The 25,353-nt window shown below is 65.0% G+C and carries 23 protein-coding genes; 8 read left to right on the top strand and 15 right to left on the bottom strand.

Going from position 1 to position 25,353, the window contains the following annotated elements; all coding sequences use genetic code 11:
• Nucleotides 1-137: 137 nt before the first annotated feature.
• Nucleotides 138-1,499 carry a peptidoglycan-binding protein gene (locus GGD63_RS33080; protein ID WP_183248380.1) on the bottom strand — a complete coding sequence of 454 codons (1,362 nt, stop codon included), beginning with the start codon at nt 1,497-1,499 and terminating at the stop codon, nt 138-140.
• A 248-nt stretch (nt 1,500-1,747) separates the two neighbouring features.
• Here GGD63_RS33080 and GGD63_RS33075 point away from each other — a divergent pair, with 248 nt between their 5' ends.
• A complete protein-coding gene (locus tag GGD63_RS33075) occupies nt 1,748-2,551 on the top strand; it encodes a molybdopterin-synthase adenylyltransferase MoeB (RefSeq protein WP_183248378.1) in 804 nt (267 codons plus the stop codon).
• Between the two features lie 9 nt (nt 2,552-2,560).
• Here the strand turns inward: GGD63_RS33075 and GGD63_RS33070 are convergent, their stop codons facing one another.
• Complete coding sequence (locus tag GGD63_RS33070; RefSeq protein WP_183248376.1) at nt 2,561-3,568, bottom strand: aldo/keto reductase; 1,008 nt, start codon at nt 3,566-3,568, stop codon at nt 2,561-2,563.
• 115 nt (nt 3,569-3,683) lie between these two features.
• Here GGD63_RS33070 and GGD63_RS33065 point away from each other — a divergent pair, with 115 nt between their 5' ends.
• Entirely contained in the window at nt 3,684-4,595 is a 912-nt protein-coding gene (locus GGD63_RS33065; RefSeq protein ID WP_183248374.1) for a LysR family transcriptional regulator, read from the top strand.
• Nucleotides 4,596-4,741: 146 nt separating this feature from the next.
• On the opposite strand, the gene GGD63_RS33060 is transcribed toward GGD63_RS33065, so the two are convergent.
• Nucleotides 4,742-5,743 carry a D-glycerate dehydrogenase gene (locus tag GGD63_RS33060; RefSeq protein ID WP_183248372.1) on the bottom strand — a complete coding sequence of 334 codons (1,002 nt, stop codon included), beginning with the start codon at nt 5,741-5,743 and terminating at the stop codon, nt 4,742-4,744.
• Between the two features lie 325 nt (nt 5,744-6,068).
• On the opposite strand from GGD63_RS33060, the gene GGD63_RS33055 reads away from it, so the two are divergent.
• Nucleotides 6,069-6,599 carry an SH3 domain-containing protein gene (locus tag GGD63_RS33055; protein ID WP_183248370.1) on the top strand — a complete coding sequence of 177 codons (531 nt, stop codon included), beginning with the start codon at nt 6,069-6,071 and terminating at the stop codon, nt 6,597-6,599.
• A gap of 67 nt (nt 6,600-6,666) precedes the next feature.
• Here the strand turns inward: GGD63_RS33055 and irrA are convergent, their stop codons facing one another.
• Entirely contained in the window at nt 6,667-7,158 is a 492-nt protein-coding gene (gene irrA / locus GGD63_RS33050) for an iron response transcriptional regulator IrrA (RefSeq protein ID WP_027546833.1), read from the bottom strand.
• 352 nt (nt 7,159-7,510) lie between these two features.
• Here irrA and fabA point away from each other — a divergent pair, with 352 nt between their 5' ends.
• The 3 genes from fabA (at nt 7,511) to fabI (ending at nt 10,231) form a co-directional block, all read left to right on the top strand.
• On the top strand, nt 7,511-8,032 hold the full coding sequence (fabA, locus tag GGD63_RS33045; RefSeq protein WP_183248368.1) for a bifunctional 3-hydroxydecanoyl-ACP dehydratase/trans-2-decenoyl-ACP isomerase: 522 nt from the start codon (nt 7,511-7,513) through the stop codon (nt 8,030-8,032).
• 41 nt (nt 8,033-8,073) lie between these two features.
• A complete protein-coding gene (gene fabB, locus GGD63_RS33040) occupies nt 8,074-9,297 on the top strand; it encodes a beta-ketoacyl-ACP synthase I (protein WP_183248366.1) in 1,224 nt (407 codons plus the stop codon).
• A 133-nt stretch (nt 9,298-9,430) separates the two neighbouring features.
• Nucleotides 9,431-10,231, top strand: coding sequence for an enoyl-ACP reductase FabI (fabI, locus tag GGD63_RS33035; RefSeq protein ID WP_183248406.1), 801 nt, complete (start codon nt 9,431-9,433; stop codon nt 10,229-10,231).
• On the opposite strand, the gene GGD63_RS33030 is transcribed toward fabI, so the two are convergent.
• The 4 genes from GGD63_RS33030 to GGD63_RS33015 form a co-directional block, all read right to left on the bottom strand.
• A complete protein-coding gene (locus tag GGD63_RS33030) occupies nt 10,228-10,824 on the bottom strand; it encodes a glutathione S-transferase family protein (RefSeq protein ID WP_183248364.1) in 597 nt (198 codons plus the stop codon). The genes fabI and GGD63_RS33030 overlap by 4 nt on opposite strands.
• A 102-nt stretch (nt 10,825-10,926) precedes the next feature.
• Nucleotides 10,927-11,766, bottom strand: a complete 840-nt coding sequence (locus GGD63_RS33025) for a hypothetical protein (protein ID WP_183248362.1) — start codon at nt 11,764-11,766, stop codon at nt 10,927-10,929.
• Between the two features lie 83 nt (nt 11,767-11,849).
• A complete protein-coding gene (locus tag GGD63_RS33020; RefSeq protein ID WP_183248361.1) occupies nt 11,850-12,302 on the bottom strand; it encodes a GNAT family N-acetyltransferase in 453 nt (150 codons plus the stop codon).
• A 6-nt stretch (nt 12,303-12,308) separates the two neighbouring features.
• A complete protein-coding gene (locus GGD63_RS33015) occupies nt 12,309-13,235 on the bottom strand; it encodes a hydrogen peroxide-inducible genes activator (RefSeq protein WP_183248360.1) in 927 nt (308 codons plus the stop codon).
• A 114-nt stretch (nt 13,236-13,349) separates the two neighbouring features.
• On the opposite strand from GGD63_RS33015, the gene katG reads away from it, so the two are divergent.
• Nucleotides 13,350-15,515, top strand: coding sequence for a catalase/peroxidase HPI (gene katG / locus GGD63_RS33010; protein ID WP_183248359.1), 2,166 nt, complete (start codon nt 13,350-13,352; stop codon nt 15,513-15,515).
• Nucleotides 15,516-15,630: 115 nt separating this feature from the next.
• Here katG and pnp read toward each other — a convergent pair whose 3' ends face one another.
• From pnp to rbfA, 4 genes are all read right to left on the bottom strand, one after another.
• Nucleotides 15,631-17,793 (bottom strand): polyribonucleotide nucleotidyltransferase, encoded by a 2,163-nt coding sequence (pnp, locus tag GGD63_RS33005; RefSeq protein ID WP_183248357.1) that lies wholly within the window; start codon nt 17,791-17,793, stop codon nt 15,631-15,633.
• Between the two features lie 464 nt (nt 17,794-18,257).
• Nucleotides 18,258-18,527 (bottom strand): 30S ribosomal protein S15, encoded by a 270-nt coding sequence (rpsO, locus tag GGD63_RS33000; RefSeq protein WP_028133641.1) that lies wholly within the window; start codon nt 18,525-18,527, stop codon nt 18,258-18,260.
• A 2-nt stretch (nt 18,528-18,529) separates the two neighbouring features.
• Nucleotides 18,530-19,663: a tRNA pseudouridine(55) synthase TruB gene (truB, locus tag GGD63_RS32995; protein ID WP_183248354.1), complete on the bottom strand. Its 1,134-nt coding sequence runs from the start codon at nt 19,661-19,663 to the stop codon at nt 18,530-18,532.
• Nucleotides 19,660-20,103, bottom strand: coding sequence for a 30S ribosome-binding factor RbfA (rbfA, locus tag GGD63_RS32990; protein ID WP_183248353.1), 444 nt, complete (start codon nt 20,101-20,103; stop codon nt 19,660-19,662). Before rbfA ends, truB begins: the two co-directional genes overlap by 4 nt.
• On the opposite strand from rbfA, the gene GGD63_RS32985 reads away from it, so the two are divergent.
• Nucleotides 20,023-20,250 carry a hypothetical protein gene (locus GGD63_RS32985; RefSeq protein WP_183248407.1) on the top strand — a complete coding sequence of 76 codons (228 nt, stop codon included), beginning with the start codon at nt 20,023-20,025 and terminating at the stop codon, nt 20,248-20,250. The genes rbfA and GGD63_RS32985 overlap by 81 nt on opposite strands.
• A gap of 9 nt (nt 20,251-20,259) precedes the next feature.
• Here the strand turns inward: GGD63_RS32985 and infB are convergent, their stop codons facing one another.
• From infB to nusA, 3 genes are all read right to left on the bottom strand, one after another.
• Nucleotides 20,260-22,965 (bottom strand): translation initiation factor IF-2, encoded by a 2,706-nt coding sequence (gene infB, locus GGD63_RS32980; protein WP_183248351.1) that lies wholly within the window; start codon nt 22,963-22,965, stop codon nt 20,260-20,262.
• A 70-nt stretch (nt 22,966-23,035) separates the two neighbouring features.
• Complete coding sequence (locus GGD63_RS32975; RefSeq protein WP_183248348.1) at nt 23,036-23,719, bottom strand: RNA-binding protein; 684 nt, start codon at nt 23,717-23,719, stop codon at nt 23,036-23,038.
• A gap of 23 nt (nt 23,720-23,742) precedes the next feature.
• Nucleotides 23,743-25,353: a transcription termination factor NusA gene (nusA, locus tag GGD63_RS32970; protein WP_183248346.1), complete on the bottom strand. Its 1,611-nt coding sequence runs from the start codon at nt 25,351-25,353 to the stop codon at nt 23,743-23,745.

Below are 25,353 nucleotides of genomic sequence, written 5' to 3'. Positions count from 1 at the left end.
GTGCCCCGGACGCAGCGCAGTACGGAGTAATGCGCTGCTGAGCCGGGGCCCAGAATTTCTTGCGCGAACTTTGGATGCATGGGTCCCTGCTCTGCGCAGCAACGCAAGCGCGTTGCAGCGCGTCCGGGACACGAGAATTACTTCCGCACGCAGATCACGCGCACGACCGCGGCTTTCGCATCCATCGACGTGCCGTTCGCGCTGACGCCGTTCGCCTTGAGGAAATCGCGCACCGCTTCCGCCGAGACCATCACGGCCTGCGAGGCCGGCACTGCTGACGCGGGGCCCGCGACCATTGCCGGCTTCAGCAATGCGACACCGGCGAACTTGCCGTCGCCGTCGATCGCGGGGCCCCCGGAAAACCCGACCGCCGGTGGCGGCGACAATGCGGAATCGCTTGATGTGACCGGCGCCAGCGCGCCCTTGACGCTCGATATTCCGGCCGCGCCGCCCTGGCTCTGGGGATCGGCGATACCGACGACATCGACACTCGTCTTCACCCCGCCGCCGATGAGGCTGAGCGGTTTCAGGCCGCGCGCGCCGTAGATGTGCAGCAGCGCGAGATCGTGCTCCTTATCCTCGGCGAGGCGGTCGGCGCTGCCGAAGCCTGCGATGGTGATCGCAAGGCAGCTGTCGGTGACGAGGCGGTCGGCCAGAATCGCGCCGTCGTCGCTGACGACGATGCCGGTGCCGTATTCGACATTCTTGCGCGGCGGCGGCCCGGCCATCGGGGTGGACGGAAATGCGTTGAATGCGCTCGACATCGCGATCACGATCGGCTCGACCGTGTTCTCCATCGCCTGGTCGTAGAGGATCGTCATGATGCGGACCTCATCGCCTCTGAAGGTGCCGCGCACGTAGAATTTTTTCAGGCCCTGCAATCCCGACAGCACGAAGAAGTCGGGCTTCACCACGGTGTAGTCGACCTTGCGGCCGGCGGGCTCCTTCTTCTCCGCATCCGCGAGCTTCGCGGTGGTCGGGCTCGCCTCCTTGCGGCGGCTGAGCAGCACCTGCACGGTTCCAGTCGGCGAGGTCCATTTCGAGCCGTTGGCGTCGCTCGCTTGCTGCGGCACCAGCTTTGAGGGAATGCCGAGCCGCGCGCCGCTGGTCGGCTCCATCACGATCTTCCAGCCGACGCCGTCCTGCTTCCGCCTTGCGGTATCGGCGAGCGCGGCGCGCTCCTGCGGATTGAGCACGCCCGTGGGCTTGCCGCCCTTGGCCTTCTGGTATTCCTTGATGGCGTTGACCATGCGCTCGCTGACGTCGCCGGTGATGGCGCCGTTATATTGGCCGACCCAGGCAAGGTCGGACTGTAGCGACAGCCGCTCGGCCTGCGCCATGGCATCGGCGGTTTCCGACGCCGTCTGGACTGCCGGCGGGCGGACTGGAACAGTCTGGACCGGCTTCGGCTTGGTGCCGGGGACCTGCGGCGCCGTCATCTGGGCGTGCGCGCCTGTGGCGGCCGCCAACATCAGTGTTGCCGCAAGCATCGATCTCATGACAAATCCAGCCAGCCCATTGAACGCAATGCCATTGAAGCACATCTCGTTGGTCGCGAACAATGTTGGGGTGGTTCAGGTGACTTAGAGGCCACGAACTGAGGTCCTCATCCTGAGGAGCGGCCTCAAGGCCGCGTCTCGAAGGATGGCTGCAGGCGAGATTCCGGCCTTCATGGTTCGAGACGCGCGTTCCGCGCTCCTCACCATGAGGATCGAAGGTGAGGGCGTGGTAAGAGAGGCGTACGACAATGCTGAGCCCGGACGAACTCGAACGCTATGCCCGCCATATCGTGCTGCGCGATGTCGGTGGTCCCGGCCAGGCCGCGCTGAAGCGTGCCTCCGTGCTGGTGGTCGGCGCCGGCGGTCTTGGTGCGCCCGCGCTGATGTATCTGGCCGCCGCCGGTGTCGGCACGCTCGGTGTGGTCGATGACGACGTGGTGTCGCTGTCCAACCTGCAGCGCCAGGTCATCCATACGACGCCTGATATCGGCCGGCACAAGGTCGAGAGCGCGGCCGAGCGCATCGCGGCGCTCAATCCGCATGTCCGCTTCGTCGGCCACGCCACTTGGCTCAATGCCGACAACGCGCTGAGCCTGATCGGCGACTACGACCTCGTGCTCGACGGCTCCGACAATTTCTCGACGCGTTATCTTGTCTCGGACGCCTGCTTCTTCGCACAGCGGCCGCTGATCACGGCGGCGCTCGGCACCTTCGACGGCTCGCTCACCACCATCCGCGCGCATGAGACGAATGAGCAGGGCGAGTTCAATCCGACCTATCGCTGCCTGTTTCCGGAGGCGCCGCCGCCGGGCACGATACCGGCCTGCGCCGAGGCCGGCGTCATGGGCGCGCTCGCCGGCGTGCTCGGCTCGATGATGGCGCTGGAGGCGATCCGCGAGATCGTCGGTTTTGGTGACGGCCTCGTCGGCCGCCTCCTGATGATCGATGCGCGCGCGATGCGCTTCGAGACGCTGCGCTATGCGCGCGATCCCGCCAATCCGCTCAATGGCGATGGACCTGTGATCACCGATCTCAGCGTCCATCGCACCTGATTGCTGCCGTTACGCGGTGGCCGGCTTCTCGCTGTCGAGATGCGCCATCTGCTCGGCCGCGTAACGCGTGCCGGCGGCGACATTCGGCGGGAAGGCTTTTGCCAGCGCCGCAAGATGCGCTTGCGTCAGCGTCACCTTGGTGGCGCCGAGCGCCTCGCTGAGACGGTTGCGGGTGCGGGCGCCGACGAGCGGTATGATCTCCCTGCCCTGTGCCGCCACCCAGGCGATCGCGACTTGCGCCGGCGTGGCGCCGATCTCGGTGGCGATGGCGCGCAGCTGCTCCACCAGCGCCAGATTGGCGTCGAGATTCGCGCCCTGGAAGCGCGGCGTCATCAGCCGGTAGTCGCGGCCGGCCTTGCCTGACTCTTTCGACCAGTGGCCGCTGATCAGGCCGCGCGCCAGCACGCCATAGGCGGTGATGGCGATGCCGAGCTCTCGGCAGGTCTTCAGGATGTCGCGCTCGATGCCGCGCTCGATCAGTGAATATTCGATCTGGAGATCGGCGATCGGATGCACCGCATGCGCGCGGCGGATGGTGTCGGAGCCGACCTCGGAGAGGCCGATATGCCTGATGTAGCCGGCCTTCACGAGATCGGCGAGGCCGCCGATGGTCTCCTCGATGGGAATGCTGGGATCGAGCCGCGCCGGGCGGTAGACGTCGATGTAGTCGGTGCCGAGCCGCTGCAGCGAATAGGCGAGGAAGTTCCTGGTCGCGGCCGGCCTTGTGTCCATGCCGGCGAATTCACCGGCGGGGCCGCGCAGCGCGCCGTACTTGACGCTAAGCTGCACTTTTTCGCGCGGGACGTCCTTCAGCGCGTCGCGGACCAGCATCTCGTTGTGGCCCATCGCGTAGAAGTCGCCGGTGTCGAGCAGCGTGATGCCGGCGTCGAGCGCCGCATGCACCGTGGCGATGGCTTCGCCGCGATCTGTGGGGCCGTAGACCTCGGACATGCCCATGCAGCCGAGCCCGAGGGCCGAGACAATGGGGCCGGTTGAACCGAGTTTGCGCTGTTCCATGATGGCTCTCCAAGAAAGGCGGCTGATGGCGCCGCGTGACGAGGCGAGATATGCGCCTGGTCAATTACGCCGATAAGCTGGACAATCCAGAATGGCTTGTTCACAGTGGCGAACAATGGCCGACCCTGACCTGCGCGATCTCGATGCCTTCGTGGCGGTCGCCCGCACCCGCAATTTCCGGCGCGCGGCGGTCGAGATGCGCGTGTCCGTATCGAGCCTGAGCCAGCGGCTCCGTGACCTGGAGGAACGCCTCGGCGTCCGCCTGATGAACCGCACCACCCGTAGCGTGGCGCTGACCGAGGCGGGCGAGCTGCTGCTGTCGCGCGTCGCCCCGGCGCTGCGCGATGTTGGCGATGCCCTGGATCTGGTCCGCGGCCTGCGCGAGGTCGCCTCGGGCCGGCTGCGCATCAATGCGCCGCCGCCGGCGGTCGATCTCGTCCTGGCGCCGATGGTCGGGCCCTTCCTCGCAGCGCATCCGCAGGTCGATCTCGACATCGTCTCCGAGAGCGGTTTCGTCGACATCGTGGGCGGGGGCTACGACGCCGGCGTGCGCTATGGCGAGCACCTCGCGCAGGACATGGTGGCGATCCCGCTGAGCGGCCCGCAGAGCTACGTCGTCGTCGCATCGCCCGATTACATCGCGCGCCGAGGCAGACCGAAGCACCCGAAGGATCTGCTCGACCACGATTGCATTCGCGCGCGCTACTCGAGTGGCGTCATGCACGATCTGGAGTTCGAGAAAGCTGGCCAGGTCGTGAAGGTCGATCCGCCCGCAAAGCTGATCTCGACCAATTTGAACCTTGCGATGCGCGCCGCACTCGACGGCGCCGGCATCTGGGCGACGCTCGATGGCTATGTCGGCGATGCCGTGAAATCCGGCGCGCTGGTCAGCTTGATGGAAGACTGGTGCGAGCCGTTTCCCGGCCCGTTCCTGTATTACCCGAGCCGACGTCAGGTGCCGCCGGCGCTGCGCGCCTTCATCGATTTCGTCGCAGATTGGCGCAGGCGAACCACGTCGAGGTCTTAGACCCTCATGGTGAGGAGCGCGCTCTTGCGCGCGTCTCGAACCATGCAGGCCCGCGCTGATGCAGCTCGGCCATTCATCCTTCGAGACGCGCGTTCCGCGCTCCTCAGGATGAGGAGTGAGAGCGTGTCTCGGAGCCGGCTAGAAACTCAGAGCATGCTCGGAAGCACGCGATCCGGCGGCTTGTGGGCGTCGAGGAAGGTGCGGATGTTGATGATCACCTTCTCGCCCATCTCGACGCGGCCCTCGATCGTGGCCGAGCCCATATGCGGCAGCAGCGTCACCTTGCCCGCCTTGGCGAGCCGCACCAGCTTCGGATTCACCGCAGGCTCGTGCTCGTAGACGTCGAGGCCGGCGCCGCCGATCTCTCCGCCCTCGATCAGCTTGATCAGCGTGTCCTCGTCGGTCACCTCGCCGCGCGCGGTGTTGACGATGTAGGCGTCCTTGCGGATCAGCTTCAGACGCCGCGCCGAGAGCAGATGATAGGTCGCCGGCGTATGCGGACAGTTCACCGAGATGATGTCCATCCGCGCCAGCATCTGGTCGAGGCTTTCCCAATAGGTCGCGCCAAGCTCCTCGGCGATAACAGGGGCGACGGGACGGCGGTTGTGATAGTGGATCTGCAGGCCGAAGGCGCGGGCGCGGCGCGCCACCGCCTGGCCGATGCGGCCCATGCCGACGATACCGAGGCGTTTGCCGCCGATACGGTGGCCCAGCATCCAGGTCGGCGACCAGCCCGGCCAGGGCTTTCCTTCCGTCAGGATCGAGGCGCCTTCGATCATCCGCCTGGGTACGGCGAGGATCAGCGCCATGGTCATGTCGGCGGTGTCTTCGGTCAGAACTTTCGGCGTGTTGGTGACGGTGATGCCGCGGGCATGCGCGGCCTCGACATCGATATTGTCGACGCCGTTGCCGAAATTGGCGATCAGCCGCAGCTTGCAGTCGGGCTGGTTCACGACATCGGCGGTGATGTGGTCGGTCACGGTCGGGACCAGCACGTCGGCGGTGCGCGCGGCTTCCGCGATCTGCTCAGGCGACATCGGCGTGTCGTCGAGATTGATCCGCGCGTCGAACAGCTCGCGCATCCGCGTCTCGATCGAATCCGGCAGCTTGCGGGTCACCACGACCAGGGGCTTTTTCTTCACCGACATGTCCTGCTCTCATGAGACGCCGCACGCCGCCTCTGTCGCCAAAGGCCGGCCGTTCAGGCCTCATTAACCCGGTTGTTCGACACTGCCCTTGCCGTGTCGTCCCCGGCGTTTCCTTCAAGCTCTCCCGACATTTCCACCCGGAAAATCGGGACAAACTGGTTGCTCAAGCGCCTGTCCTCTCTAGCAGAAGGCCGGGCCAAGACAAGAACCACGGGCAGAGCTTGGCGGAACACCCGCGTGGGGCGGGTCAGGGACCGACAGGGCAGGGTTTTGCAGTTTGGGGTGAGGGTTCGGCGCGGCCGGGTCCTCGACAGGAGACGGGTTGATGGCGTTGGGGCGTTTTTGTTCGGTGATGGCGCTCGTTTGTACCTGGTTGAGCGCCTCGGTCGGACCCTCGCATTCGGCGAAGGACAATACCCCGCAGACCGCCAGCGGCTTACCGGTGCCGCGCTATGTCAGCCTCAAGTCGGATCACGTCAACGTTCGCGCCGGCCCGACCAAGGATAATGACGTGGCCTGGGTCTATACCCGCGCCGGCCTGCCGGTCGAAATCACCGCCGAGTTCGAGAACTGGCGCCGGGTACGCGATTCCGAGGGTGCCGAGGGTTGGGTCTATCACTCGCTGCTGTCGGGCCGCCGCACTGCGGTCGTCACCATGAAGCACAAGGACGAGCTCGCCCCGATCTATGACCGGGCCGATCCCGACAGCGCGGTTGCGGCAAAACTCCAGGCCGGCGTCGTTACGCAGGTGAAGAAGTGCACTGCAAACTGGTGCCGCGTCACCGGCAACGGCTTTGACGGCTGGATCCAGCAGGAGCGCCTCTGGGGCGTTTATTCGGACGAGCAGGTGAATTGACGGCCTGAAACGACAATGGCCGGGGTAAACCCGGCCATGACGATCAAATCAGCGATGTAGACCGATCTCAGCGCTTCTTGCGCAGGCGCACGACCATGTCGATGCGGGAGATCTCGTAGCCCTCGGGCACCTCCGGCATCTTGGACAGCGCCAGATGCGGATCCTCGATGTCGACCAGCTCATGGCTGTTCTCGAGGTAGTAGTGGTGGTGGGTGGTGACGTTGGTGTCGAAATAGGTCTTGGTGCCGTCGACGCTGACCTGGCGGAGCAGGCCGGCATCGGTGAGCTGGTTGAGCGTGTTGTAGACGGTCGCCAGCGACACCGGGACCTTGGCGAGCGTGGCTTCCTCGTACAGCATTTCCGCCGTGAGGTGCCGCGCACCCTTGCCGAACAGGAGCCAGCCGAGCGCCATCCGCTGGCGCGTCGGACGCAGCCCGGCGGACTGGAGCATTTCGTTGACATCGTGCCAGGGGCAGCCGGTCAGGGCCGGCTGGCGGCCGGACAGGAGGGCCGCGGCATGGACGTCGTCGTCGTGATGGGGCGCGGTATTCTCGCTCATTTCCAGATTTCGGGCACGCGTGAACAATATCTCTCTGCAATATAAGAACAGAAAGATGCAGATGCAAGTTTCTCGCAACTAGAGAGGTTCTAATCAGCTCTGGAACCGGGCGAGCACCCCGTCATTTTACCTTCATGAGAGCGCTTTGCCACCGAAATAGCCTGTGTTAGAGAGCCCGCGGTTCCGCTTAGCCGATTTTGGCGCAACCGGGCATGGAGGCCCGGTCCGCAGTCCATCCGGGGCTTGTGGGGGCTGCGCCTGACGACGGCAATTGGCGTTGCTCTCCGACCGAGACGGGGCCCATTTTCGCCAAAGAACGCCGCTCAATCGGAATTTGAACAGAGGCTCGTGCATGCTGAACAGGCGCAACGGTTACGAATACGAGGATTTGCTGGCATGCGCGCGCGGCGAGATGTTCGGCCCGGGCAATGCCCAGCTGCCGCTGCCGCCGATGCTGATGTTCGATCGCATCACGGACATCAACGACAATGGCGGCGAGTTCGGCAAGGGGCTGGTGCGCGCCGAGCTCGACGTGAAGCCCGATCTCTGGTTTTTCGGCTGCCACTTCAAGAACGATCCGGTGATGCCCGGCTGCCTCGGCCTTGATGCGCTGTGGCAAATGGTCGGCTTTTATCTGGGCTGGAGCGGCGGCGAAGGTCGTGGTCGCGCGCTCGGCCTCAACGAGCTGAAGTTCAGCGGCCAGGTGCTGCCCGAGGCCCGCAAGGTTGTGTACAACGTCGACATCAAGCGCGTGATGCGGTCAAAGCTGGTGCTCGGTATCGCCGACGGGTGGCTTTCGGTCGATGACCAGATTATCTATCGCGCCAAGGATCTGAAGGTCGGCCTGTTCAAGCAGGGCACGAGCCTGGGCTGAGGCGCATCACCAAGAGAGACAACGATTTAGGCGAGGCTGTCATGAGGCGGGTTGTGGTCACCGGAATGGGCATCGTTTCGTCCATCGGAAACAACACCCAGGAAGTGCTTGCGAGCCTTCACGAGGCGAAGTCGGGCATTTCGCGGGCTGAAAAATATGCCGAGCTCGGCTTCCGTTCGCAGGTGCAAGGTGAGCCGACGCTCGATCCTTCGACGGTGGTCGACCGCCGCGCCATGCGTTTCCTCGGTCAGGGTGCGGCGTGGAATCACATCGCGATGGAGCAGGCGATCCAGGATTCCGGTCTGTCGCCTGACGAAGTCTCCAACATCCGCACCGGCATCATCATGGGTTCGGGCGGGCCGTCCGCGCGCACCATCGTCGAAGCCGCCGACATCACCCGCACCAGGGGGCCGAAGCGCGTCGGACCGTTTGCAGTGCCGAAGGCGATGTCGTCCACGGCCTCCGCGACGCTCGCGACCTGGTTCAAGATCAAGGGCGTGAACTATTCGATCTCCTCGGCCTGCGCGACGTCGAACCACTGCGTCGGCAATGCCTATGAGACGATCCAGATCGGCAAGCAGGACGTCATCTTCGCCGGCGGCTGCGAGGAGCTGGACTGGTCGCTCTCGGTGCTGTTCGACGCCATGGGCGCGATGTCCTCGAAATACAACGACACGCCCGCCACCGCTTCGCGTCCCTACGACGTCAATCGCGACGGCTTCGTCATCGCCGGCGGCGCCGGCGTGCTGGTGCTGGAAGAGCTCGAGCATGCCAAGGCGCGCGGCGCGCGCATCTATGGCGAGATCGTCGGCTATGGCGCGACGTCGGACGGCCACGACATGGTCGCGCCGTCGGGCGAAGGCGCCGAGCGCTGCATGCGCATGGCGATGTCGACGGTGAAGACCAAGGTCGACTACATCAATCCGCATGCGACCTCGACGCCCGCTGGCGACCCGCCGGAAATCGAGGCGATCCGCAAAGTGTTCGGCGTCGGCGAGAAGTGCCCGCCGATCTCGGCCACCAAGGCGCTGACCGGCCATTCGCTGGGCGCCACCGGCGTGCAGGAGGCGATCTACTCGCTGCTGATGATGAACAACGGCTTCATCTGCGAGAGCGCGCACATCCAGGAGCTCGACCCTGTGTTCGCCGACATGCCGATCGTGCGCAAGCGCATCGACAACGTGAAGGTCGGCACCGTGCTGTCGAACTCGTTCGGCTTCGGCGGCACCAACGCCACGCTGGTGTTCAGCCGACTGGATGTGTGATTGTTTGATTTGGTCATGCCCCGCGAAGGCGGGGCATCCAGTACGCTGCGGCCTCTCGATCTAACTCGACCGCCTCTGGAATACTGGATCGCCCGCCTGCGCGGGCGATGACATCGGAGTTGTGGGAGCCATGATGCAAGGACTGATGAAAGGCAAGCGCGGTCTGATCATGGGCATCGCCAATGATCATTCGATCGCGTGGGGCATGGCGAAGACGCTGCATGCCCACGGCGCCGAGCTCGCCTTCACCTTCCAGGGCGAGGCGCTGGGCAAGCGCGTCAAGCCGCTGGCTGAATCGCTTGGTGTGGATCTGGTGCTGCCTTGCGACGTCGAGGACATCGCAAGCGTCGATGCGACTTTCGCAGTGCTGCGCGAGAAATGGGGCAAGCTCGACTTCGTGATCCACGCCATCGGCTTTGCCGACAAGAATGAGCTGAAGGGCCGCTACGCCGACACCAGCCGCGAGAATTTTTCGCGCACCATGGTGATCTCCTGCTTCTCGTTCACGGAGGTCGCAAAGCGTGCCGCCGAGCTGATGACGGAGGGCGGCAGCATGATCACGCTGACCTTCGGCGCCTCGGAGCGCGCGATGCCGAACTACAACGTGATGGGCGTCGCCAAGGCGGCGCTGGAAGCCTCGGTGCGTTACCTCGCCTCCGATCTCGGACCGCGCGGCATCCGCGTCAACGCGATCTCCGCGGGCCCCATCCGCACGCTCGCAGGCTCGGGCATCGGCGAGGCGCGGGCGATGTTCGCGTTCATGCAGAAGCACTCGCCGCTCCGCCGCGGCGTCACGCTCGACGAGCTCGGCGGCTCGGCGCTGTATCTGCTGTCGGATCTCTCGGGCGGCGTGACCGGCGAGATCCACTACGTCGATTCCGGCTACAACATCGTCCTGATGCCGAGGCCGGATGATCTGAAGCCGGAAGGCTAGCCCGCCGCGATCTTCTCCGCGCGCTGGAACGCCGGCCGTGCCATGCAGCGCGCCAGATAGGCGTCGAAGGCCGGCCGCGACGGCACCATCTTGAACAGGCGCACCGCAAAATTCAGGCCGGAGCCGACCGTGATGTCGGCGGCGGAAAAATCCTCGCCGAGAATCCACGGCCCCTTGGCGAGCGCGGCCTCCAGCACGTCGAACACCTGCGTCGCGCTGCCCCAGGCCGCGGTCGAGGTCGGGATCTCGATCTTGGTGAAGATCTGGATGATGGCGGGCTCGATGCAACCGGGCGAGAAGAACAGCCATTGCAGATAGCGCGCGCGGCGCGGGTCGGTCACAGCAGGCGCGAGCTTGGTCTCGGGATAGCGGTCGGCGATGTAGGCGCAGATTGCGGCGGCTTCGCCGAGTGCGGCATCGCCGTCGCTGAGCGCCGGCACCTTGCCCATCGGATTGATCTTCAGATAGTCCGGCGCCTTCTGCGCTCCGGTCGAGATGTCGGTCAGCACGCGCTCATAGGGCAGGCCGCTCTCTTCCATCAGCCAGAGCGTCGCGAACGAGCGCGAGCGGGGCGACCAATAGAGCTTGATCATGGCGCGGGACCTTTCGTTGGCGGGAAGTGAGCCAGGGCGGATTCATGACGCCTCTGCATTGAATCCGCAATGCACGACGATACAGATAGTCCTGACTTCGGCTCAGTCTTCTTTGAGATAGCCGGGCAAGCCCCGGTCGAGCCTGTCTGCGACGAGTGCCCGCGTCCTCTCGCGCAGCGCCGTGCTGGCTGAAGCTGCCGCGGGTGGGTCAGGGAACAGCGAGTTGTCGAGCTTGGTGAGCGGTTCTTCGGTCAGTCGCATACTCGCAGCGAAGTTCGCGCCGAAATTCACAAAGGGGCGCTTGATCTCCTCGTAGCTTCGGCCGTCGATCAGCGTGATCGCAACGTTGGCGAAAAGATGAGAATGCCGGAGGAGACCGCCGAGGCCCTGATTGTAGGTTCCGATTCCGTTCAGCGTCATGTGCGTATTCGGCAACTCCGCCTTGAAAGTCGTCGCGACAAGATAGCGCTCGCAACTGGCATTCGCGGTAAAGCTCCGCACGATCACCGGCAGACGCTCGCCGGGATCCCGGATGAGGATCGTCTTCGGATTATAGAAGGGTTCGAAGACGCTCTTGGGATAGACGATCCTGCGCACCGCAGGGTCGTTGTTTGTTGCCGCGCGCACCCGCGCGAAGACGAGATCATCGAGGCCCCAGTCGATCGGAATCTCGCTTGCCTCATTCTCGAAGATCGTGAGGCCAAATTTCTGTACGGAGTAGTGGTCTCCGATCACCGAGATTACGCCAAGCCGGCATGGGCCGCTCTCCACCACGACCGGCTGCTTTGCAACCGGTTTGGCCTTCGGCGCCGCTTTCTTGGAAACCGGTTTCGCCGGTGTCGCGGTTGAGGCCGGAGGGGTGCCGGTTGCGGGAGGGGTTTGGGCCGCTGCCGAAGTCAAAAGGGACAGCAGGGCGATCAGCGCGACAGCAATTCGAACCATGGATTCCGGGAGATCAGAGGCAGGAGGTCATCGGTCACGCCACACTAGGTTGGGATTATGACAACCGCAAGCTGCGCCGGCGCCTACCGCCTCCTCCACCGATAGCACTTCATCATGAAGCCTGTTGCCGTCGCGACCTCTTCCTTCTCGAACACAAAACCTTCTCGCTCGTACCAGCGCCAGGCCTTCTCGTTCTCGCGGACGCAGCGCAGGTAGATCTCATCAGGCATTTGCGTGCGCGTGAAGGCGAGCAGTTGCCGGCCGAGCGACTGGCCCTGATGGCTGGGCGCGACGAAGAGCTGGTCGAGATAGAGTTTTGGCAGATGCAGCGCCAGCATGGCGGCGATGGTGGCGTTGTCGTCGGCGACGAACAGGCTCCAGCCATCCTCGATCTCGCGCCGGACGCGCGCCCTGAGGTTCGCGAGCAGGAAGTTGCTGGCCTCGGCAAGCCCGGTCGAGACCCAGCTCTCCATCCAGACGCGGGCAATCTCGTCATATTCATCTGCGCGGGCGGGGCGGATGACGGGATGCGCCATCGGAGCCTAAGTTCGTTGGCTGCGCACGGATTGCCGCGCGCGCACCTTGCCGGCCGACAGGCACACCACCTCGGAAATCTGCAGCAGCTGCCGCGCCAGCGGGCTGGTCTTGCGCCAGACCATGCCGATGGTGCGCGAGGGCTCGGGGTCGCGGAAGCGCGTCAGCGAGACCGAGGCCGACCGCGTCTCCACCGGCACCGCCATCTCCGGAATCAACGTCACGCCGATGCCGGCGCTGACCATCTGCACCAGCGTCGACAGCGAATTCGCGTCCAGCATCTCGCGCGGCGGCGCCGACTGCATGTTGCAGAACGATAGCGCCTGATCGCGGAAGCAGTGCCCCTCCTCGAGCAGCAACAGCCGCATCTCCCGCATCATCTCGCGCGAGGGCGCCGGCGTTCCCTCGTCCGCGCCGGGCCGCACCAGTAGGAATTTTTCCTCGAACAGGGCAACTTCGGTGAGGGAGGGTTCCGACACCGGCAGCGCGACGATGGCGGTGTCGAGCCGTCCCTCCACCAGCTCCTGGATCAGCCGGGGCGTCATCGTCTCGCGCACGCGGATGTCGAGCTCCGGATGCATGCGCGTGAGATTCTTGGTGATCGTGGGCAGCAGATACGGCGCGATGGTCGGGATCATGCCGATGCGAAGCCGGCCGGCGAAGCGGTCCTGCGAGGCGCGGGCGAAATCGCCGAGCTCGTCGACCGAGCGCAGGATGTCGCGGACGCGCGGCGCGAGCTCTTCGCCGAACCGGGTCAGTGCCACCTGCCGTGCGCTGCGCTCCAGCAGCAGGCCGCCGAGCGCGTCCTCCAGTTCCTTGATCTGCATCGACAGGGCCGGCTGCGAGATCGAGCTGGCCTCCGCGGCACGGCCGAAATGGCCGTGCCGCGCCAGCGCGTCGAAATACCTGAGCTGGCGCATTGTCACGTTGGCCATCAGAAAATCCTATCGCAGCGATCATTAAAGTCAACTTCCCCTGATCGAATGCGAAGCTTAGAGTGCTTCTACCTGGTCAAAGGCGCGAGTTCGACGCCACCAGAGGAGGTATTCATGGACGACACTTCGAAGTGCCCGTTTTCGGGTGGAAAACGCGCGCCGGCGAACCGCGACTGGTGGCCGACGCAGCTCAGCATCGAGATGCTGCATAAGAATTCAGGCCTGTCCGATCCCATGGGCGAGGCATTCGACTACGCCAAGGAGTTCAAGTCGCTCGACCTGAACGCGGTCATCAAGGACCTGACCGCCCTGATGACCGATTCGCAGGAGTGGTGGCCGGCTGACTTCGGTCACTATGGTGGCCTCATGATCCGCATGGCCTGGCACAGCGCGGGCACCTACCGCATCACCGACGGGCGCGGTGGCGCCGGAGCCGGTCAGCAGCGCTTTGCGCCGCTCAACAGCTGGCCCGACAACGCCAACCTCGACAAAGCCCGCCGTCTGCTCTGGCCGATCAAGCAAAAATACGGCCGCAAGCTCTCCTGGGCCGATCTGATGGTGCTCGCCGGCAATGTCGCGCTGGAATCGATGGGCTTCAAGACCTTCGGTTTCGCTGGCGGCCGCGCCGACGTCTGGGAGCCGGAAGAGCTCTATTGGGGTCCGGAAGGCACCTGGCTCGGCGATGAGCGCTACAGCGGCGAACGCCAGCTCGCCGAGCCGCTCGGCGCCGTGCAGATGGGCCTCATCTACGTCAACCCGGAAGGTCCGAACGGCAAGCCGGATCCGATCGCCGCGGCCAAGGACATCCGCGAGACCTTCTTCCGCATGGCGATGAACGACGAGGAAACCGTCGCGCTGATCGCCGGCGGCCACACCTTCGGCAAGACCCATGGTGCCGGCGATCCGTCGCTGGTCGGGCCGGAGCCGGAAGCGGGCGCGCTGGAAGATCAGGGCCTCGGCTGGAAGAGCAAGCACGCGTCGGGCCTCGCAGGTGATTCCATCACCAGCGGCCTCGAGGTGACGTGGACGACGACGCCGACGAAGTGGAGCAACAACTTCTTCGAGAACCTGTTCAAGTACGAATGGGAGCTGACGAAGAGCCCGGGCGGTGCGAACCAGTGGACCGCCAAGGGCGCCGACGCGATCATTCCCGATGCCTTCGACAAGTCGAAGAAGCATCGGCCGACCATGCTGACGACCGACCTGTCGCTGCGTATGGATCCGGCCTACGAGAAGATCTCGCGGCGTTTCCTGGAGAACCCCGATCAGTTCGCGGACGCCTTTGCCCGCGCCTGGTTCAAGCTCACCCACCGCGACATGGGTCCGATCCAGCGCTATCTCGGCCCGCTGGTGCCGAAGGAGACGCTGATCTGGCAGGATCCGATTCCGAAGGTCGACCACGAGCTGGTCAGCGAGCAGGATATCGCCTCGCTGAAGACCAAGCTGCTGGCTTCGGGTCTCTCGGTCTCCGAGCTGGTCTCGACCGCCTGGGCGTCAGCCTCGACGTTCCGCGGCTCGGACAAGCGCGGCGGCGCCAACGGCGCACGCATCCGCCTTGCCCCGCAGAAGGACTGGGAGGTGAACCAGCCGGCCCAGCTCGCCAAGGTGCTCGGCAAGCTCGAAACGATCCAGAAGGAGTTCAACGCATCGTCAGGTGCGAAGAAGGTCTCGCTTGCGGACCTGATCGTGCTCGGCGGCACCGCCGCGGTCGAGAAGGCCGCCAAGGATGCCGGCGTCGACGTCAAGGTCGGCTTCACGCCGGGCCGCATGGACGCCTCGCAGGAGCAGACGGATGCGGCCTCGTTCGCGCCGCTGGAGCCGCGCGCCGATGGTTTCCGCAACTACATCGGCAAGCGGCAGCAGTTCCTGCAGCAGGAAGAAGCCCTCGTCGATCGCGCGCAGCTGCTCAAGCTCACCGGCCCCGAACTGACCGTGCTGGTCGGCGGCCTGCGTGTGCTCGGCGCCAATGCGAACGGCTCGAAGTACGGCGTCCTCACCGCGAAGGTGGGCACGCTGAGCAACGACTTCTTCGTCAACCTGCTCGACATGAGCGCGCAGTGGACGCCGGCTGCTGACGGCAGCTACGAGGCACGCGACCGCAAGACCAACGCGGTGAAGTGGACCGGCACCCGCGCCGATCTGATCTTCGGCGCGCACTCGCAGCTCCGCGCCTTCGCCGAGGTCTATGCGACCTCGGACTCCAAGGAGAAGTTCGTCAAGGACTTCGCCAAGGCCTGGACCAAGGTGATGAACCTCGACCGGTTCGACATCGCGGCGTGAGTTGTTGCTCCCTCTCTCGCAAGCGGGAGAGGGAGCTCAGCACTCCTCGGAGCGAGCACAAAACAAAAAGGGCGGCCTTTCGGCCGCCCTTCGTTTTTCTGAACTATAGCGAGCCTTACTCGCCGGCCGCTTCGCGCGGGGCCTTCTCGCCCTCGGCGGCCTTGTCCTTGGCCTCGAGGTCCTCGCCGGTGGTCTGGTCGACCACCTTCATCGACAGGCGGGTCTTGCCGCGGTCGTCGAAGCCGAGCAGCTTGACCTTGACCTTGTCGCCTTCCTTGACGACGTCGGAGGTCTTCTGCACGCGCGCCGAAGCGAGCTGGCTGATGTGGACGAGGCCGTCCTTGGAACCGAAGAAGTTCACGAAGGCGCCGAACTCCATCACCTTGACGACGGTGCCGTCATAGATCTGGCCGACTTCCGGCTCGGACGCGATCGACTTGATCCACTTGATCGCGGCCTTCATCGCCTCGCCGTCGCTGGAGGCGACCTTCACGGTGCCGTCGTCCTCGATGTTGACCTTGGCGCCGGTCTTCTCGACGATCTCGCGGATCACCTTGCCGCCGGTGCCGATCACTTCGCGGATCTTGTCGGTCGGGATCTTGAAGGTCTCGATGCGCGGCGCGTATTCGCCGAGCTCGGCGCGGGCGTTGGTGAGCGCCTTGGCCATCTCGCCGAGGATGTGGATGCGGCCTTCCTTGGCCTGGCCGAGGGCGACCTTCATGATCTCCTCGGTGATGCCCTCGATCTTGATGTCCATCTGGAGCGAGGTGATGCCCGCTTCCGTACCGGCGACCTTGAAGTCCATGTCGCCGAGATGGTCCTCGTCACCGAGGATGTCCGAGAGCACCGCGTAGCGCTTGTCTTCGAGGATCAGGCCCATCGCGATGCCCGCGGTCGGCCGCTTCATCGGCACGCCGGCGTCCATCAGCGCGAGCGAGGCGCCGCAGACCGAAGCCATCGACGAGGAGCCGTTGGATTCGGTGATCTCCGAGACCACGCGCACCGTGTAGGGGAACTCGTGATGCGGCGGCAGCACCGGATGGATCGCGCGCCAGGCCAGCTTGCCGTGGCCGATCTCGCGGCGCTTGGTGCCGCCGAGGCGGCCGGTCTCGCCGACCGAGTAGGGCGGGAAGTTGTAGTGCAGCAGGAACGTTTCCTTGTACGTCCCCGACAGCGCGTCGATGTACTGCTCGTCCTCGCCGGTGCCGAGCGTGGTCACGACCATCGCCTGGGTCTCGCCGCGGGTGAACAGCGCCGAGCCGTGGGCGCGGGGCAGCACGCCGACTTCGGCGACGATGTTGCGGACAGTCTTGACGTCACGGCCGTCGATGCGCTTGCCGGTGTCCAGGATGTTCCAGCGAACGATCTTGGCTTCCAGCTCCTTGAACACCGCCGCGACGCGGAGCTTGTCGTATTTCGGCTCCTGCCCTTCGGGGAAATAGTGAGCGATCACCTTCTCCTTGACCTTGCCGACCGCGGCGTAGCGATCCTGCTTGACCGGAATGGCGTAGGCGGCGCGCAGCTCCTGCTCGACAAGGCCGAGCATTTCCTTCTCGAGCGCGGCGTTGTCGATCACGGTGACTTCGCGCGGCTCCTTGGCGGCCTTTTCGGCGAGCTCGATGATCGCGTTGATGACCGGCTGGAAGTGGCGGTGACCGAACATCACGGCGCCGAGCATGATGTCCTCGTTCAGCTCCTTGGCTTCCGATTCCACCATCAGCACGGCGTCGGCGGTGCCGGCGACGACCAGGTCGAGCTGGGTGTCGACCATCTCGTCGAGCGTCGGGTTGAGGATGAACTCGTCATTGGCGAAGCCGACGCGCGCGGCGCCGATCGGGCCCTTGAACGGCGCGCCGGAGAGCGTCAGCGCAGCCGACGATGCCACCAGCGCGACGATGTCGGGATCGTTCTCCATGTCGTGCGACAGCACGGTGACGATCACCTGGGTCTCGTTGCGCCAGCCGTCGACGAACAGCGGGCGGATCGGACGGTCGATCAGGCGGGAGACCAGCGTCTCCTTCTCGGTCGGACGACCCTCGCGCTTGAAATAGCCGCCGGGAATGCGGCCCGCAGCGTAGGTCTTCTCCTGGTAGTCGACGGTCAGCGGCAGGAAGTCGACGCCTTCGCGCGGCGCCTTGGCCGCGACGACGGTGGCGAGCACCACAGTCTCGCCATAGGTGGCGATGACGGCGCCGTCGGCCTGACGGGCGATCTTGCCGGTTTCGAGCTTGAGGGGGCGTCCGCCCCAGTCGATCTCGACTGAATGCTTAGTGAACATAGAGGTCTTCTTTCATGGGTTCTCGAAACAAGGGACGCTTCGAAAAACAAAAACCATGCGCAAGATTGCGGGACGCTGATCGGAGCGGATGATCAGCGTCCTGCGATCCTGCCATGGTTTTTGGATGTCGGATGGCGTCCATCCTTTCGGGTCATACGGGCGCCTTGCCCGTTGTGCCCAGCCGCCGGATTGCTGCTGGACTGTCAGTCGGCACGAACGCGAACACCGAACCGCGGTCTTCGCCGATCATGCCCCGGATGCGAATCGTTACTCGAGCATGATCCGGAAAAGTGTGAAGCGGTTTTCCGAAAAGATCATGCTCAAACAACAATCCAAAGTGCGATTCTCATCGCGCTTTGGGCTCGCACCCGACGCGCACGCAGCCTCGATCAAAAACCTTCAAATAAGCGCTTTCGTTCGAAACCACGCGCAAAAACGCGCGCCGGTGGCGCGCGCAGGAACTCTTAACGACGAATGTTGTGCTTCTCGAGCAGCGCCTTGTACCGAGCCTCGTCCTTCTTCTTCAGGTAGTCGAGGAGCGAGCGGCGGGTCGAGACCAGCTTCAAGAGGCCGCGACGCGAATGGTTGTCCTTCACGTGGGTCTTGAAATGGCTGGTGAGGTTGTTGATGCGTTCCGACAGGATCGCGACCTGAACCTCGGGCGAGCCGGTGTCGCCGGCCTTGGTGGCATTCGTCTTGATGACTTCCGCTTTGCGTTCTGCGGCAATCGACATCGTCAATTTCTCTCGTTGCGACCGGGGCTGGCAGTCAGGCCGGTCAGGTTGAACACACGCTTGGGGATGATTTCGCCATTGCCAACTTCGGCAAGCGCCAAAAGACGGCCTGCCACCGTGACATAGACTGTGCCGCTACAAGTGGGCGCATCCCGTCCGCGCAACAAAACGGCTTGGCCCCGATGGAGCCTTGCCGCATCAGCCCGAGTGACGGCCAGTGCCGGGATGTCGTCCAGCGCGGTCTCAACGGGCAAAAGCGCGTCGGCGAGGCTACCCTCGCCGGACGCGGCTCTATCGCACAAAGCCTCCAACTGATCCAGCGGAATCATGTCGTTTTCGCCAAATGGGCCGACCAGGGTCCGCCGGAGCGCGCAGATATGGCCGTAAGTGCCGAGAATCCGGCCCATATCGCGGGCGAGCGCGCGGACATAGGTGCCCTTGCCGCACTCGGCCTCGAATACGGCCCGGTCGTTATCTGGTTGATCGACAAGGGTTAAATGGTGAATTTCGACCGGGCGGGGGGCCAGCTCCACGACCTCGCCGTCGCGGGCGAGGTCATAGGCGCGCTCGCCCTGGACCTTGATCGCCGAATAGCGCGGCGGGATCTGCTCGATCACCCCGGTGAAGCGGGGCAGGAGGGCCAGGATGGCCTCCCGGGTCGGGCGCTGGTCGGAGGTCGCGGTGACCCGGCCCTCGATATCGTCGGTGTCGCGCTCCTCGCCCCAGCACACCGTGAACTGGTAGCGCTTGCGGCCGTCCATCACAAAGGGAACCGTCTTGGTGGCTTCTCCAAGTGCAATGGGCAGGCCGCCGGAGGCGAGCGGGTCGAGCGTGCCGGCGTGTCCCGCACGCTTGGCGTTGAACAGGCGCTTGAGCACGGCAACGGCCTGCGTCGAGGTCATGCCGATCGGCTTGTCGAGCACGACCCAGCCGTGGACATCGCGGCGGTCGCGGCGAACCTGGTTGCCCTTCTGCTGCTTGGCGCGCGGATCGTTGTTGACGCGGCGCGGCTCCTGATGCGGCTGGGAATTGGCGCCCAGGCCCGCAAAATTATCGTCCGCAAAATTATTTTTCTGCACATCGCGCTGATCGGCATCGTTGCCCTCGATCGCGCCGTGAGCCGGGTCCATCGTCATTGCTCTTCTTCCCGATCCGAATCCGGATCCTGTTCCAAGTCCTGTTCGAGATCCTTCTGCACCGCAGGTGTTCGCAAAAGCTTCTCGATCCGTTCCGCTTCGTCGAATCGCTCGTCGACGCGGAAACGAATGTCAGGTGCAAATTTCAGGTTAACGCGCCGCGCGACTTCGCCGCGCAGGAATTTCTTGTTGCGCTCGAGCGCAGCGATGACGATCTCGGTGTCGCGGCCACCGAGCGGCATCACGTAGATTGTTGCGAGCTTCAGGTCGGGCGACATCCGTACCTCCGGCACGGTGATGATGTGGCCTTCGAGATCCGCATCATGCACGTTGCCTTGCGCCAGAATCTCGGCCATCGCATGGCGGACCTGCTCGCCGACGCGCAACTGACGTTGCGAGCCGCCGGTCGCGGAACTTTTCTTCTGGTGGTGGCGGGGCATGGTCGAAAATCACCTCGTCGTGCCCGCGTTTGGGACACGAGCATTGTCATTTGTCCTGTTGAAACGAATGAGGCGCGGATGGCCGGAATGAATCCGGCCATCGCACTCCCGCAATTTCAGCTCAAAAAGATCCGGGCGCTTCGGTAAGATTTGGACTTACAGGGAGCGCTGGATCGTCTCCACGCGATAACACTCGATCACGTCACCGGCACGCATGTCGTGATAGTTCTCGAAGGCCATGCCGCATTCCTGACCGGACTGGACTTCCTTCACCTCGTCCTTGAAGCGCTTCAGGGTCGACAGCTTGCCTTCGTGCACGACGACGTTGTCGCGGATCAGGCGCACATTGGCGCCGCGTTCCACGGTGCCGTCGGTGACGCGGCAGCCGGCGACCTTGCCGACCTTGGAGATGTTGAAGATCTCCAGGATCTCGGCATTGCCCAGCATGGTTTCGCGCAAGGTCGGCGCGAGCAGACCGCTCATCGCCTTCTTCACGTCGTCCACGAGGTCGTAGATGATGTTGTAGTAGCGGATCTCGATGCCGTTGCGCTTGGCGGCCGCAGCGGCCTCCTTGTTGGCGCGAACGCTGAAGCCGATGATCGCGGCGTTGAAACCTTCCGCGAGCGTCACGTCGGATTCGGAGATACCGCCGACGCCGGCATGCAGGATGCGGGCGGCGACTTCGTCGGTGCCGAGCTTCTCCAGCGAGCCGAGGATGGCTTCCAGCGAGCCCTGCACGTCGGCCTTGACGATCAGCGGGAATTCCTTGCGGCCCGCCGTCTTCAATTGCGACATCATCTGCTCGAGCGAGCCGCGCATGCCGGAGATCGAGGCTGCCGCGTTCTCGCGCTTCTGGTGCGCGCGGTAGCTGGTGATCTGGCGGGCGCGGGCTTCGTTCTCGACCACCGCGAGGCGATCGCCGGCTTCCGGCGGACCGTTGAAGCCGAGCACCTCGACCGGCACCGAGGGACCTGCCTCCTGCACGGTCTCGCCCTGATCCGAGATCAGCGCGCGGACGCGGCCCATCTCGGCGCCGGCGACGATGATGTCGCCGACACGAAGCGTGCCGCGCTGGACCAGCACGGTGGCGACCGGACCACGGCCGCGGTCGAGCTTGGCTTCGATCACGGTGCCTTCGGCCGGACGCTCCGAGTTGGTCTTCAGGTCGAGGATTTCGGCCTGCAGCGCGATCATCTCGAGCAGCTTGTCGAGATTGGTCTTGTTCTTGGCCGACACCTCGACGTCGACGACCTCGCCGCCGAAGGATTCCACCTGCACCTCGTGCTGGAGCAGCTCGGTGCGCACGCGCTCGGGCTTGGCATCGGGCTTGTCGATCTTGTTGATGGCAACGATGATCGGCACGCCTGCCGCCTTGGCGTGATTGATGGCTTCGACCGTCTGCGGCATCACGCCGTCATCGGCCGCGACCACCAGTACGACGATGTCGGTGACCTTGGCGCCGCGGGCGCGCATCGCGGTGAACGCGGCGTGGCCGGGCGTGTCGATGAAGGTGATCTTCTTGCCGCTCTCGGGCGACAGCACCTGATAGGCGCCGATATGCTGGGTGATGCCGCCGGCTTCGCCGGAGACCACGTTGGCATGACGGAGCGCGTCGAGCAGCGAGGTCTTGCCGTGGTCGACATGGCCCATCACGGTCACGACGGGCGAACGGGTCTCGGTGTCCGTGGAATCGTCGACCTGGTCGAACAGGCCTTCCTCGACGTCGGAGGCGGCAACGCGCTTGACGGTGTGACCGAGCTCTTCGGCGATCAGCTGCGCGGTGTCGGCATCGATCACGTCGGTGATCTTGTGCATCGCGCCCTGCTTCATCAGCATGCGGATGACGTCGACCGCACGCTCGGCCATGCGGTTGGCGAGCTCCTGGATGGTGATCGCTTCCGGAATGACCACTTCGCGAATGAGCTTTTCCTTCGGCTCGTTCGAGGCGTGGCCCTTCAGGCGCTGGGTGCGGCGGCGGAACGAGGCGATCGAGCGCTCACGCACCTCGTCGGCATTGAGCGCGGTGACGACGGTCAGGCGGCCGCGCTCCTTCTGCGGGCCGGGCTTGTGGGTGGTCTTGGGGGCTGCCGCAGGACGCGCGGCGCCGCCGGGACCGCGACGGATCTGGCGCGGCGCCTCGTCCTCGTCAGGTTCGGCCGCAACTGCGGGGCCGCGACCTGCCGGTCCACCCGGACGCTGCGCGGTCGTCGTTGCAGGGCGCGCCGTCGTGGTTCCCGGACGCGCTGTCGTGGTTCCAGGCCGGGGCGCGGGCGCGCCGGGGCGCGGCGCAGGGGCGGCCGGCGCCGCGGTCGCGGGGCGCGCGGCGGATGCCGGCTGCTCGCCCTCGCCGAAACGCTTCTTGGCCTCGGTCTCGGCCTTCCGCTTGGCTTCGTCCTCGTGACGGTGGCGCTCTTCCTCGGCCTTGCGGCGGGACTCGGCGGCCTCGCGCTCGGCGCGTTCGGCAGCTTCGCGGACCGCGCGGCGCTGGGCCTCTTCCTCGGCCTGGCGGCGTTCCTCGACCTCGCGCAGCTTGGCATCGGCCAGCGCGCTCGCACGGGCCGAGCGCTCGTCCTCGGTCAGGGTGCGCAGGACCACGCCGGAACCGGCATTGCGCGGCGGCGGCGGCGGCGCCGGGCGCGACGGCGCAGGCGCGGCTGGTGCCGGCTTTACGGCAACCTCAGGCGTGTGCGGCTCCGGGCCGTCGCCAATGCGGCGCTTGCCGCGCTTCTCGACCACGACCTGCTTGCTGCGGCCATGGCTGAAGCTCTGGCGTACGGTGCCCGTTTCGACGCGCGGCTTGAGCGATAGCGTCTTGCTCGGAACGCTCAGCTTCTTGTCGCCAGGGGTCTTGGTATCAACCATTCAGCAGTCCTAATCCTGATTTATCAGTGTTGTGCGTTGCCGCACCGTCAGATCGGTTCGTCGTTGTCTCTCAGAAATCCTGGCCGTGCTTTTCGGCAGTCTTGTCATCGTCCGCCATCCGGTATCGGACCAGCATCTGGCTACGTGACAGGAATGACCTGCTCGCCGGGCCCGCGAGCAGCGCAGCATGTATCACATTTGACCGGGTCAGTGCCAAATCCAATTCTAACGATTTCAGTGCGGTGACGACGGGAATCTGCGGCTTGGCGCCGCGATTTCCGGCATTTTGACGCGCCAGCATGTCCAATTTGCGGATTCCGTCCGCAGCCCCGTCACTGGCGTGGATCAGGACCTCGGCCGTGCCTTCCCGCAGGGCGCTCTCGACCTTACCGAAGCCGGCCACAACCTGGCCCGCCTTGGCAGCGATTCCAAGGGCTTCCGTCACGCTCCTGACGAGGAGCGCCTCGATATCGGCGGGAAGCGTCTGAGGGATGCGCAGCTCGCGCTTGAAGGCCTTGCTAAATTGGTGACGCCGCACGGCTTCCGCAACCACCTCGCGCGAGGCGGTGACCCACATGCCGCGTCCGGGCAGCTTGCGCTTGAGATCGGGAACTATGTCGCCCTGCGGCGAGACGACGAAGCGGATCAGCTCGTCGATCGGCCGGACCTGCCGGCTGACCGCGCACATCCGCATGGTCGCGGACCTTTCGGTCCGCGGCCCATGGTCGAGTTCGCTGTCAGTGCTGGCGAGCATCCGGGCGACATCCTCCGTCGCCCTTAAGCCGGCTGATCTTCGGTCGCCTCAGCCTCTTCAGCAGGCTTGGCGAGATCGGCCTCGGTGATCCAGCCGGCCTTGACGCGGGCCTGCATGATCATGGCTTCGGCATCGTCACGGGTGATGTCGATACCGTCGAGCGCACCCGCAAATTTGGTCTGCTCGCCGCCTTCCTTGCGCTCGGTCCAGCCGACCAGATCGTCGGTGGCGCAGCCGGCGAGGTCGTCGACGGTCTTGATGTCGTTCTCGCCGAACTTCACCAGCATCTTCGAGGTGACGCCGGGCACGTCCTTGAGGGCATCCTCGACGCCGAGCTCCTTGCGCCTCGCCTCGAGCTCGGCTTCCTGCTGCTCGAGATATTCGCGGGCGCGGTTCTGGAGCTCCTGCGCGGTCTCCTCGTCAAAGCCCTCGATGCCGGCGAGCTCCTTGACGTCGACCATCGCGAGTTCCTCGACCGAGGTGAAGCCTTCGGACGCCAGTAGCTGGCCGACCACTTCGTCGACGTTGAGCGATTCCATGAAGACGCGGGTGGAGTTCTCGAAGTCGGCCTGGCGACGCTCCGATTCCTCCTGCTCGGTCAGGATGTCGATGTCCCAGCCGGTGAGCTGCGAGGCCAGACGCACGTTCTGGCCGCGGCGGCCGATCGCCAGCGAAAGCTGGTTGTTGGTGTCGGGGACCACGACCTCGATGCGCTCGCGGTCTTCGTCGATGACGACCTTGGAGACCTCGGCCGGCGCAAGCGCGTTGACCACGAAGGTCGCGATGTCCGGCGACCAGGGAATGATGTCGATCTTCTCGCCCTGCAGTTCGTTCACCACGGCCTGCACGCGCGAGCCGCGCATACCGACGCAGGCGCCGACCGGATCGACCGAGGAATCCCGGGAAATTACGCCGATTTTCGCGCGCGAGCCGGGATCGCGGGCCACCGCCTTGATCTCGACGATGCCGTCATAGATTTCCGGCACTTCCTGCGCGAACAGTTTTGCCATGAACTGCGGATGGGTGCGGGAGAGGAAGATCTGCGGGCCGCGCGTCTCGCGGCGGACGTCGAAGATATAGGCGCGGACGCGGTCGCCGTTGCGGAACACTTCGCGCGGTAGCATCTCGTCGCGGCGGATGATGGCTTCACCCCGCCCGAGATCGACGATCACGCTGCCATATTCGACGCGCTTGACGACGCCGTTGACGATGTCACCGATGCGGTCCTTGAATTCCTGGTACTGCCGGTCGCGCTCGGCCTCGCGCACCTTCTGCACGATGACCTGCTTGGCCGACTGCGCGGCGATGCGGCCATATTCCAGCGGCGGCAGGGTGTCGGCGATGGTGTCGCCGACCTGGGCGCCGGGATTGGCGCGCTGCGCATCGACCAGCGAGATCTGGTTGGAGTGATTCTCGACCTTGTCGACGACCAGCATGTGGCGCGACAGCCGCAGCTCGCCCTTCTTCGGGTCGATCTCGGCGTGAACGTCAGTCTCGCTGCCGTAACGGGCCCGCGCGGCTTTGGCGATGGCGTCCTCCATCGCCGCGATGACGATGCCGCGGTCGATCGATTTCTCGCGCGCGACGGCGTCCGCGATCTGGAGCAATTCGAGTCGATTGGCGCTGACTGCCAT

The organism is Bradyrhizobium sp. cir1, from assembly GCF_014198245.1.
In the GTDB taxonomy this organism is placed as follows: Bacteria; Pseudomonadota; Alphaproteobacteria; order Rhizobiales; family Xanthobacteraceae; genus Bradyrhizobium.
Note: the sequence above shows the minus strand (reverse complement) of the source record. Positions and strands in the feature narration are given on the sequence as shown.